We start from the raw sequence: 12,163 nt of genomic DNA on the forward strand, positions 1-12,163 counted from the left end.
GATTAGCCTGCAACTTTTGGCGTCACCAAGGCAGCCGCTTGCTTGGCCAACTCACGCGCCGCTTCGGTATTGTCTGCTGTTGCCAGCGCAACCCCCATGCGGCGGCGCACAAACGACTCTGGTTTGCCAAACAGGCGAACTTCACTATTGGGCACAGACATCGCAGCTTCCAGGCCATGATACTCCAGCGCCTGTGCATCTGCACCGCCATAAATCACGGCGCTGGCCCCAGCTTCACGCTGCGCCACATCTACCGGCAAGCCAAGAATCGCACGTGCGTGCAATTCAAATTCATTCAGACGCTGCGTACACATAGTCACCATCCCCGTGTCATGCGGGCGCGGGCTAACCTCGGAGAACCAGACCTGCTCCCCTTTGACAAACAACTCGACGCCAAACAGGCCTTGTCCGCCCAAAGCATCGGTTACTTTTTTGGCAACGTCTTGTGCATTTTTTAACGCTTGCGGATGCATGGCTTGTGGCTGCCAGCTTTCTACATAATCGCCCTGCTTCTGCACATGACCAATCGGCGCACAGAAGTGTGTTTCAATCTGGCCGGATACATTTTTAGCTCGCACCGTTAACAAGGTGATTTCATAATCAAAGTCAATCTGGCCTTCTACAATCACCACGCCCTGATTCACGCGGCCGCCACTGGCGGCATATTCCCAGGCAGTGTTCACCTCAGAGGCTTGCGTAATGCGAGACTGGCCTTTGCCTGATGAAGACATGGTGGGTTTGATAAAACACGGATAGCCAATACCGCCGTCAATCGCGGCCTGTAGCTCGGCTTCTGAGCGTGCAAAAGCATACGGCGACGTTGGTAAACCTAATTCTTCAGCCGCCAGTCGACGGATACCTTCACGGTTCATGGTCAATTGCACCGCACGCACCGTAGGCACCACAGTCACACCCGTCGCTTCGATTTCAGCCAATGCCTGCGTATTCAATGCCTCGATTTCAGGCACAATATAATGTGGCTTCACCTGATTCACCAGGGCTTTCAAAGCCGTGGCATCCGTCATGTCAATGGCATAAGCATGATGCGCAACCTGATGTCCCGGTGCATGTGCATAACGATCCACCGCAATGACTTCCACCCCCAAACGCTGCAAGGCAATAATCACCTCTTTACCAAGCTCACCACTGCCTAACAACATGACTTTGGTCGCATTTGCGCTCAACGGGGTACCAATCATTTTCAGCTCCACTGTAAAAGTGCAATGATACCATGGGCGATTTCGCTGGCGCCTGATCAGGATTGATTTATGTCATGAGACAGTCACGCGGCGAAGCCCAGGCCAATAACAAAAAACCTCGCTAAAGCGAGGTTTTAAATACAGTAACATGCCATTAACGCGACTTACGTTTTGCCAATAGGCTGATCGCCGCCAAACCGGCAAACAACATGGCGGCATTTTCAGGCTCAGGCACGGTCGTCACATTGACCGCAATCTTGCCGGCATTGTCGCCGAAATTTGAATCCCAGTAATACAACTTCAGCACGCCACTCTCAGCCGCAACGCCACTATAACTGGTGCCTAGCGCGATATAAGTACTGCCGATGCGGCCAACCAGCTGGCCGAAATTGGCTGTAAAGCCATCCATCGTCACTGGGCCATAGTTAATTCCGATCAACGTACCCACCGCCTCACCGGAATCATCTGTTGCTGTCGCATACAAATTACCATTCAAGCCATCGGCAGTAGAAAATCTTGGTAATGCACCAGCACTCCACAAATCGTCTACACTCACAGAAATATTAAACACATCGCCTGCGTTCAGGGTAATCGTATCCAGGCCACTGCCTACACCTTGAGCAATGCTGTTGTCATAAGCATCCACATTGTAAGTGGCTGCATACGCCTGATGACTAACTGTTAATGCGAGCAACAATGCACTACATAATCGACTGACTGACATACCCCGCTCCTCATCAAATATTATAGAAATGTTTGATGACGTTATGCTCAATCCTGAGCGTTGTCAATAGCCCATCAAAACCGGGCTATGACAACTAAGTCATTGAGCAAAAAAAGGATTCTGCGATGAAGGCGGATGCTTACTTATACTGAGATACCATGCTTATCCATACGGTAACGCATGGTCATTCTGGTAATGCCCAACAGCCTGGCTGCTTTGGAAACATTGTGGCGTGATTGTTCCAGCGCATTCAACAGCATGGCTTTTTCTGCATCATCCAGCGTGACTTGTGCCTCGCCTTGCATTGACGAGTTTGTATTGACGGCCGCCATCTGCGGCAGGCCCAAGTCATGCTCTGAAATCATCGCCTGCGTACACATCAACACGGCACGACTGATCTGATGACGCATTTCACGTACATTACCAGGCCAGTGATAGCCTTGTATCGCCATTAATGCCATCGCGCTAAATTCATGATGTGGCAATGCATAGCGCTTCTCGGTCATCTGCCTGAAGTAATTTGCCAGCAGCAACACATCCTGGCCACGGTCACGCAGCGGCGGCATCTGCATGGTGATGACGTTTAAACGGTAATAGAGGTCAGAGCGGAAACGTCCTTCACTGGACATCTGGTACAAATCACGATTGGTGGCCGCAATAATACGCGCCTGCACCGGGCGCTCTTTGGTTGAACCCAGGCGTCGCACCATTCTGCGCTCCAGCACATTCAGCAACTTAGCCTGCAAACCCAGTGGCAATTCGCCAATTTCATCCAGGAACAAGGTGCCATCTTCGGCAGACTCAATCAAGCCCGGACGTGAAGCCACAGCATTGGTAAATGCGCCCTTCTCATGACCAAACAACTCGCTTTCAATCAGCTCAGCTGGCAATGAAGCACAATCGACATGCACAAACGGTTTGTCATGATTGGCACAACTGGCGTGCAAGTAGCGCGCGACCACATCTTTTCCGGTACCGGTTTCGCCGGTAATCAACACCGTAGGCTGTACGGCATCACTGAGTGCGCTCAACTGCGCAATACGGGTAATCTGCTGTCGCACGCTTTGCATGGCGGCACTTTCACCGATTAGCTGCACAGACTCATTGACGATAGTATCGCGCTGCCTGGAGTAGTCCAGACTGGTTTGTAAATCAGTGGTTTTCTCATTCTTTTGAATAATGAGCAGTAATTCTTCAAGGTCGATAGGCTTTTTCAAGTAGTCTATCGCACCCATTTTGATCGCATTGACCGCATCAGTCACATCGCCAAAAGCGGTCATGACGATGGTATTGATATTCTTGGCGACAAAGTCTGATAACAAATCCAGGCCATTGCCATCGGGCAGGCGCATATCCAGCAGCGCCATATCCGGTTCAAACTGTTTCACCAGCAATCTGGCATCATGCAAAGACTCTGCGTGCTCACACTCAAATCCGGCTTTTTGCAGGCGTTTAACCACCGCCTTGGCAAACAGCACTTCGTCTTCTACCAACAGAATTTTTTTCTTGAATGGTAAAAAAACCGATTTATCCGTGGATGATGAAATTTGTGAAAGCACGCGTTGTCCTTACTTAGTCTTTGTCATAGCTAACCGCTGATTTCTTTGCACCAAAATCATAGCGGGCACCAATCCAGCCAGCGCGCGGTGCGCCAGGTGAATAGAACGGATCATTGACAGAGTTGCCCGTGAAAGCACCAGTCGTTGGATCAATCGGATTCTGGCCAAGCATGCCCAGGCTATAGTATTCGCGATCAAAAACGTTATTCACTCGTGCAAAAATATTCCAGCCATTTTCGAAACGATAGTTAGTGAACAGGTTGACTACGTTATAGCCGCGTACTTTGGCCCCAGAGCTGGTATCTTTGTTATTCTCATTGCCGCGGGAATACTGGCTTGAAAATGCAACAATGTTACTGCCTACGTTCCATTGTGATGTGACGTCGTAGCCCAGGCCCAATTTGAACTGATGCTTGGGAATACCGGCTAGGTAGTCACCTTTTTTCACCTGAATAAAGCTGTTTCCTGAGACAGGATCTATTTCAGCACTCGTGTTAACCTCATTAGCAATCGCAAAAGAAGACTGGTAAGTGGCTTGAACGTAGCTATAACCCAGGTTCCATGAAAAAGCGTCAACCTTGCCAAACAAACTTGCATCAATACCCTGGCGACGGGTTTTACCAATGTTGGAGAAGAAACCGGAGCCGTTATTCAACGCTGTGGCAGAGGTAATAAACTGGATATCATCCGTGTTCATTGTGTGGTAAGCCCCCAGGCTCCAGCCCATCTCTTGCGTCAGCATGCCACGCAAACCACCCTCATACGTTTTACTAACCACTTGTTTGAGCGGAGGATCTCCCGCCATTGCGTTAGGCAATTTACAAGGGTTATTTTCATCGGCACACCCCAGTTCAACCGTCGTCGGTGCACGGCTGCTCTCACTATAAGACGCATAAGCAGTCAACAGTTTGGTTGGTGTAAAGTTGATGCCCAAAGATGGGTTCAAACGGTTATAGGAGTGCGTACCACTCAATGAACCAGAACCGCTAGGTAAAATTTTGTCGTTGTTGTCAATTTTAGTGGTGTTGTAACGCGCGGAAGCCGTCACATGCCAGTATGGGTTCAATGACAAGGTATCGGTTGCGAATATACTCCAGGTACGGTTTGTACCACTCAATTTAACCTGCTCATCCAACTCGTTCAGCTCACCAGTACCGTCAATGCCGCGGTAACCGTTTAACAATCCAAATTCAGTATTTTGAGAAAAATCTGTTTTGCCTCGGTTATAACCCAACCCACTGATAAACTGGTTTTTCAAACCAAACATATCTTGAGAAAAGGTAAGCTGAGACGTAAAGCCATAACTCTTCTGAGTGAGTTTTGTTCTATTAATCGCACCTGAACAGTTCTCATCTGAATCTGTGCCGGCAAGACAGTTAGCGTTAGCAGCAGCCAGCTCACCTGCGTCAATGTTTCCACTTGCATCAGCATCTACAGTAGCAGTGTCAAAATCATCATTTAAGTCGCCGTTAAATGTCGCAGTACGAACATGCCTGTAGTAGACATTTCCACTTAACTGAATATCGTCAGTAAAATAATGGCTTAAGTTCAAGTTCAAAAAAGCCATTTTATTTTTGGTCTGGTCAGGCACCGTAAAATTACTCTTGTAACCTAAACCATCAATCAAACTTGCAGCCTGCATCCCATTGCCGCGCATTTTGTTATCTGCGAGCGACAAGCTCAAATTCAGTGAGGTTTTTTCATTCTGCCAGCCAGCTTTGGTAAACAGCTGTTTCACACGTGAGGCGGAAAAACTGCGCCAGCCATCCTCCTCAAAACTGTTACCAGAAATAAAGAAGTCTTTAGAACCATCTTCAGACAATGCGCCATATTCAGCATTGATAACATGACGTCCCCAAGAGCCGGTGTAAGCCTCGACAGCGCCACCCTGATTAGTACGGCCGCTCTTGGTTTGTACTGAAATGGCCCCCCCTAACGTATTTAAACCAAACAAAGGGTTGGAGCCAGGAATCAGGGTCATTTGATTAATCGCATTCATTGGAATGAGATCCCAATTAACCACGTCGCCAAATGCCTCGTTCACTCGAACGCCATCAACATATACAGATAAGCCTTGTGGCGTTCCCAGCAAAGGAGATGCTGTAAACCCATGATAATTCACATCGGGTTGATATGGGTTATTTTGTGTTTCATTGACATTGACCCCGACCATGTTTTGATTCATGTAGTCGCCCAAAGTCAGGTTTTTTTGTTTAGTTAAATCTTTTTGTTTAACTTGCTGCACGTTCGCAGGTACTTTTTCCAGCGGTAAGCCAACGCCAGGTAACGGTGTTGTTCCTATCACTTCAACCTTTTCCAACTTCACGTCTTCAGCATGCACTGCCATCGCCTGCGCTGCATAGGCAGACACAATCGCGAGCAGCAATGGCTTGATAGTATTTTTATTCATAACGAATGATCCTTTTTCCCGAGAATACTTTTATTGAATAACTTTTTACTTAAAAGTACTTATTAACAGCAATAACTGTTCCGTTTATGCCCACTGAAAAAAGATCATTTAAATCAATTAAATAGGGGTTTCTTGGTGGATATAAACCATAAAAATGGTTCATTAAAACCAATTTTATGGTTTAAATTGGTTTATTACAACCAATTTTAATTTAGCGAGGCTGAAGGAAGATTTCGAGGCCGTAAGCATTACGGCCAGGGCGCCAGGCTTCATCGACTGCAATGGCAGCGAGAGCAACCAGCGTTTGTGATGTGCTAGGCTGAGTAGTGGTGACTTGAACCACGGGGTAAAAAGCACGTTGCCAGGGTGGAATCCCCAGCATTTGAAAAATCACTTTTAATTCACGTCTTGGACGTTTTGCATCGGGCTGCAACGCTTCACCGCCCGTTCTGGGTGAAACTAACAGCGCCAGCCCCTCTGGCAATGGAATCGGCTGGCCATAACGCTTGTTTAGCGTGATGGCGGCGGGAGAAATCCCCAGCCTGGCCAATGCGATCCCGCGCCCTTTACTGACTTTAAACTGCACTTGCCAGTCACCCCAGGTTTGCGTTTGATGTCCCTGCCAAACAAGGGGCGTTTGCGGCAATGCGGCCGGTTTGGCGACACAATACAGGCGCTGCTGATAATGATGCAGATAAGCGCGATGATCCGCAGCCTGGCCTTGTAAGGGCAAATGTAAATAACGGTGCGGCTTCACTGAGGAAAGCTGTTTCCAGTAATCGTGCAGTTGTTCTGTATTCGGCATACGCAGTTGGCGTTGCTGAAACCAGAAGCGCAACAGGTTTTTTGCACGCACGTCGCCCAGCGTGTGCAGATGCGGGATAGCGATCGACTGTCCCAGCCACTCCTCCCGCACATCGCATTGCAGCAAGTCTTGCTGCGCGAGCGTGTCTAGTAAAATTTGGGCATCTGCAAGATGACTGGCACTACGCAGCAAGGCGCTATCCAGTTGCGGGTAGCGCTCACGCAATACAGGCATGGCTTTTTGGCGCATGAAATTGCGGTCATAGCTAATGTCGGCATTGCTTTCGTCTTCTACCCATTTTAGCTGTTGGATCGTCGCATATTGCAGTAGCTCAGCCTTGGGCACTGTTAACAGCGGCCTGAGCAAATAACGCTCCGCATCCCAATGGCTCATGGCGCTGAGGCCTTTTACCCCGGCACCACGCATGAGCTGCAACAATAAGGTTTCTGCCTGGTCTTGCATGTGATGGGCCGTGACAATCGCATCCGCAGCCAATTGCTGGCGTACTCGCTCTAATGCCTGGTAACGCGCGTCGCGTGCAGCGGCCTCAACGCCCAAGCCGCTTTGCAAATCAACATGCACTTTTTCACTATAAAAAGGGATGCTGTTATCAACGCAAAGTTGTTCGCACATCTGTAGCCAGGCGTCAGCATGCGGGCTGAGACCATGGTGTACATGCATGGCAGACAAGGTAAACGATAACGGGGTCGTCAGTTGTGACAAGGTGTGCAGCAGCACAATGGAATCTACACCACCACTAAGCGCAAGCAATAAATGGGGTGGCTGAGAATGCGGGGCAGACTCCCCAGCTAGAAAGGTCTTAATGACATTTTCTAACTGAGATAGTAAAGACATGCTATTTTTCACTGCTGGTTTTAAATTTACCGTAACTCATCAAACGCTGGTAGCGCGACTCGAGCAGCTGCGGTACTTTTTTAGCTTGTAACGTTTTGAGTTGCTGGCCAATGGCCTGGCCAATACGCTCCATCACTTCTTCGTAGTTACGATGGGCGCCCCCCAATGGTTCACTGATAATATTATCGACCAGGCCCAGAGATTTCAGGCGGTCTGCAGTGATGCCCAAGGTTTCGGCAGCGTCAGGTGCCCTGCTCGCACTCTTCCACAAAATAGAAGCACAGCCTTCAGGCGAGATGACTGAATAAGTCGAATATTGCAGCATGTTCAAATGATCCACGACGCCCAAAGCCAGCGCGCCACCTGAACCGCCCTCGCCGATGACTACGCCGATAATCGGCGTTTTAAGCTCAGCCATCACATATAGGTTACGTGCAATCGCTTCGGATTGGCCACGCTCTTCGGCACCGATACCAGGATAAGCGCCCGGGGTATCGATAAAGGTAATAATTGGCAGATGGAATTTTTCGGCCAGGCGGAATAAGCGCAAGGCTTTACGATAGCCCTCAGGACGCGGCATGCCAAAGTTGCGGTATTGACGCTCTTTGATATCACGGCCTTTTTGGTGGCCCATGACCATGACAGGAATGCCTTTGAAACGGGCAATGCCACCGACAATCGCCGGGTCATCAGCAAAGGCACGGTCACCGTGCAACTCTTGAAAGTCAGTAAACAAGGCGCTGATGTAATCAATGGTATAAGGGCGTTGTGGATGACGCGCGACCTGGGAAATTTGCCAGGCAGTCAAGTTCTGGTAAGTATCTTGCAGCAGCTTGGTATTTTTCTTTTGCAGCAAGTCCAACTCTTTGGAGATATCCAGCGAGTCATGTTCATCGTGTGAAACTTGCAAAGCTTCAATACGCTTTTCGAGGGCAGCAATGGGCTGCTCGAAATCGAGATAAGTCAGTTTACTAGGCGTGAGACGTTTTGCACTCATAATGAATTCCAGTGTGAATTCTTAGAAAAAAAGTTTAGGCATTATAAAGGATTTTGACGTTTTCTTTTGACAACCAGCCCTGCAAATTCTGCAACAGGTCGTCATGCAGCACGACTTGCCAGTCATCGCTCAGCATCAGGCTCACTTGCGCCGACTGGTTATGGTAGTCCACCTTAATCGGGCAGCGCTTTTGCTCTTCGCCCGCGTAACGGTAAGGCGTCAGCACATTCATCAACCTTTGCACATCAGAAGTGCCATTGCAATTCAGGGTGAGCATTTGCGCAAAGCGGTTGCGCACGGCCGCCAGGTCATAGAGTTTTCTGGCACTGACACGAATACCGCCTGAGAACTCATCATTGCTGATACGGCCTTCTACCACCAGCAATTGGTCATCTTTAATCCATTGTGCGTGTTGCATGAGCAGCTCTGAGCCAACCACCACATCCACCCTACCCACAGCATCATCCAGCGTGACGATCGCCATCTTGCCGCGCTGGGTCATGCGTACGCGCACGCCCATCACCACACCCGCCAGTAATTTGGGCTGATCCTGCGGTGCCAGTTCGCTGAGATTACCTTTAATAAACGGGCCTAATTGCGGTTTGTAGCTCAAATACGGGTGACCACTCAGGTAAAAACCAAGCGCCACTTTCTCTTCTATCAATGCCTGTTCCGGGCTCCAGGGGGCGATGCCAGGCAAAGCGTGACGAGTTTCAACCACGCCGCCAAACAAGCAATCCTGCCCGGCATGCGCCGCACTTTGTTCGGCGACACTAATCGCTGTATCCAGCCCGGCCAGCAACGCGGCCCGATTTTGCTCCAGCTTGTCGAAAGCCCCGGCGCGAATCAGTGATTCAATCACCCGGCGATTGACTTTGCGCAGATCCAAACGCTGGCAAAAATCAAAGATATCCTTGAATGGCCCTTGTGCCTGGCGTGAGGCCATGATCAGCTCGATCGCTGCCAAACCAGTGCCTTTAATGGCGCCCAGCCCATACAATACTTGCTGTGCACTCAGCGGCTTAAACTGGTAAATACTGGCGTTCACATCCGGCGGCAGCACATCAACATGGTTGCCCCCGCAGTCATCAAAAAACGTATGCACGTTATCGGTGTTGTTCATGTCCGCCGACATAGTCGCAGCCAAGAATGCAGCCGGATAATGCGCTTTAAGGTAAGCGGTATGATAAGCAACCAGCGCATAGGCCGCCGCGTGTGACTTGTTAAAGCCATAGCCGGCAAATTTTTCCAGCAAGTCGAACAGATCGTTAGACTGCTGCAGGGTTAAGCCATTTTTCTGCGCGCCTTCGTTGAAAATTTCGCGCTGTTGCACCATTTCTTCAGGCTTTTTCTTACCCATGGCGCGCCGCAGCAAGTCAGCGCCACCCAGGCTATAACCGGCCACCACCTGCGCGATCTGCATCACCTGCTCCTGATACACGGCAATGCCGTAGGTTTCTTTCAGGATAGACTCGGTGGACGCATGCGGATACTCCACACGCTGCGTACCATGTTTACGGCGGCAGAAGTCAGGAATCAGGTCCATAGGACCCGGTCGGTACAACGCTACCAGGGCAATAATATCTTCAAACAAGTCCGGCTTGGCCTGCTTGAGCATGTCTTTCATGCCGCGCGATTCCAGCTGGAATACCGCCGTGGTATTGGCCGTTTTCAGCAAGTGGTAACTGCGTTTATCGTCTAGCGGGATGGTCTCAAAACTCAGCGGTGGCAACTCTTCTTGCGCGCGCTGGGCGTTGGCATTTTCCAGCGCCATATTGAGAATGGTCAGCGTACGTAAGCCCAAAAAGTCGAACTTAACCAGGCCAACGGCTTCCACATCGTCTTTATCGTATTGACTGACCAGGCTATCACCATTCGGTTGGCAATACACCGGTGAAAAATCAGAAATCTTGCCTGGAGCAATCAACACGCCACCAGCGTGCATACCGATATTACGCACCAGGCCCTCAAGGCGGAGCGCCAAGGAAAGTAACTCTGCGACTTCTTCCTCTTTTTCGCGTCGCTCTTGTAACTGCGGCTCTTTTTCCAACGCTGATTCCAGCGTGATGCCCAACTCCAGCGGGATCAGCTTAGCGATGCCATCGACGAAGTTAAACGGTAAATCCAGCACGCGGCCCACATCGCGGATTACCGCTTTGGCCGCCATGGTACCGAAGGTGGCGATCTGCGACACCGACGCCAAGCCATATTTATGCTTGACGTAATCGATGACACGATCTCGTCCTTCCATACAGAAGTCAATATCGAAGTCGGGCATGGAGACCCGCTCAGGGTTGAGAAAACGCTCAAACAGCAAGTTGTATTTGAGTGGATCCAGATCGGTAATCCCCAGGCTGTAAGCGACTAGTGAGCCCGCACCCGAGCCCCTGCCTGGCCCGACTGGCACGCCATTATTTTTGGCCCAGTTAATAAAATCAGCCACGATGAGGAAGTAGCCAGGGAAGCCCATCTGCACAATGATGTTGCACTCGAACTGCAAGCGGTCTTCGTATTCCTGGCGCTTGGCTTCGCGCTGCTGCTCATCCGGATATAAATAGGCCAGGCGGTGCTCCAGCCCCAGTTTTGACTGGTCCACCAGGTACGCATCCAGGCTTTCGCCATTCGGCGTCGGAAAGTCTGGCAAATAGTTTTTACCCAGTGTCAGCGTCAGGTTGCAACGCTTGGCAATCTCCACCGAGTTCTGTAACGCCAATGGCATATCGGCAAACAAGGCCTGCATCTCGGCCTGCGTTTTCACATATTGGGTCGCGACAAACTTGCGTGGACGCCGTTTATCGGCCAGCACATAGCCTTCAGCAATACAGGTACGCGCCTCATGCGCCATATAGTCATCTGCTGTTTGAAATTGCACCGGGTGCGTCGCTACCACCGGCAGATCCAGTTGCTGCGCCACCAGCACGGTTTGCTGTATCAGTTGCTCTTGCGCGTAAGCTTCAGGCGTGCCAGCTTCATGCACGCGCTGCACTTCAAGATAATAGCGGCCAGCAAATACCTGCGCCCATTGCTGCGCATATTGCAAAGCCACCGCCTGATTGCCTGCCTGCAAGGCGAGTCCAACATCGCCTGCCGCAAAACCTGAAAGCACTAACAAGCCGGCATTTTTCTCCACCAACCACTCGGCCTTGATTTCTGCGCGTTCGCGATACTGGTTTTCGAGATAAGCACGGGATAGTAATTCGCATAAATGGCGATAGCCTTGCTGGTTTTGCACCAGCAATAGCAAACGCTGCGGTTGATCGCGCTGTACCGTATTTTCAATCCAGACATCGCAGCCAAGCACAGGCTTCAAGCCTTTGCCACGGGCGGCTTTATAGAATTTGACTGCGCCAAACAGATTGGAGAGATCAGTCAGTGCGATAGCGGGCATCGCATCGTTTTTGGCGGCTTTGACATAGTCGTCAATGCGCACTGTGCCATCCACAATGGAATACTCACTGTGACAGCGCAGATGAATAAATGCTGGTTGAATGGTGGGAATTTCAGACGCTTCCATGGCTTTATTTTAACCGCCAACGCACTTTTTTGTACCTATGACGGGTGCAAATAATCTGGTTGACAGCGTTAAAATTCCAACGAAGGAAAGGATAAGACTG

7 protein-coding genes are annotated in these 12,163 nt (G+C 50.1%); all 7 read right to left on the reverse strand.

The genetic code is table 11. The features are described from left to right. Positions 1-2: 2 nt before the first annotated feature. Complete coding sequence (gene purT, locus GQ52_RS12385) at positions 3-1,199, reverse strand: formate-dependent phosphoribosylglycinamide formyltransferase (RefSeq protein WP_198289765.1); 1,197 nt, start codon at positions 1,197-1,199, stop codon at positions 3-5. A gap of 154 nt (positions 1,200-1,353) precedes the next feature. Next, positions 1,354-1,923: a PEP-CTERM sorting domain-containing protein gene (locus GQ52_RS12390; protein WP_232411379.1), complete on the reverse strand. Its 570-nt coding sequence runs from the start codon at positions 1,921-1,923 to the stop codon at positions 1,354-1,356. 143 nt (positions 1,924-2,066) lie between these two features. Beyond that, the gene (locus GQ52_RS12395; protein WP_047518118.1) at positions 2,067-3,482 is read right to left on the reverse strand and encodes a sigma-54 dependent transcriptional regulator; all 1,416 of its coding nucleotides are present in this window, start codon (positions 3,480-3,482) and stop codon (positions 2,067-2,069) included. Positions 3,483-3,495: 13 nt separating this feature from the next. Continuing rightward, positions 3,496-5,892: a TonB-dependent receptor gene (locus tag GQ52_RS12400; RefSeq protein ID WP_047518120.1), complete on the reverse strand. Its 2,397-nt coding sequence runs from the start codon at positions 5,890-5,892 to the stop codon at positions 3,496-3,498. 211 nt (positions 5,893-6,103) lie between these two features. After that, entirely contained in the window at positions 6,104-7,552 is a 1,449-nt protein-coding gene (tilS, locus tag GQ52_RS12405; protein WP_047518122.1) for a tRNA lysidine(34) synthetase TilS, read from the reverse strand. 1 nt (position 7,553) lies between these two features. Further along, entirely contained in the window at positions 7,554-8,549 is a 996-nt protein-coding gene (locus GQ52_RS12410; protein ID WP_047518124.1) for an acetyl-CoA carboxylase carboxyltransferase subunit alpha, read from the reverse strand. Positions 8,550-8,583: 34 nt separating this feature from the next. After that, positions 8,584-12,063 (reverse strand): DNA polymerase III subunit alpha, encoded by a 3,480-nt coding sequence (gene dnaE / locus GQ52_RS12415; protein WP_047518126.1) that lies wholly within the window; start codon positions 12,061-12,063, stop codon positions 8,584-8,586. Positions 12,064-12,163 lie beyond the last annotated feature (100 nt).

Origin of the sequence: Methylophilus sp. Q8, assembly GCF_000800115.1 — a bacterium.
Taxonomy (GTDB): Bacteria; Pseudomonadota; Gammaproteobacteria; order Burkholderiales; family Methylophilaceae; genus Methylophilus.

Bases quoted from the DNA above. Each gene is read 5' to 3' on its own strand.
- purT (WP_198289765.1), bottom strand. From the start codon at position 1,199: ATGATTGGTACCCCGTTGAGCGCAAATGCGACCAAAGTCATGTTGTTA.
- GQ52_RS12400 (WP_047518120.1), bottom strand. From the start codon at position 5,892: ATGAATAAAAATACTATCAAGCCATTGCTGCTCGCGATTGTGTCTGCC.
- dnaE (WP_047518126.1), bottom strand. From the start codon at position 12,063: ATGGAAGCGTCTGAAATTCCCACCATTCAACCAGCATTTATTCATCTG.
- tilS (WP_047518122.1), bottom strand. From the start codon at position 7,552: ATGTCTTTACTATCTCAGTTAGAAAATGTCATTAAGACCTTTCTAGCT.
- GQ52_RS12390 (WP_232411379.1), bottom strand. From the start codon at position 1,923: ATGTCAGTCAGTCGATTATGTAGTGCATTGTTGCTCGCATTAACAGTT.
- GQ52_RS12410 (WP_047518124.1), bottom strand. From the start codon at position 8,549: ATGAGTGCAAAACGTCTCACGCCTAGTAAACTGACTTATCTCGATTTC.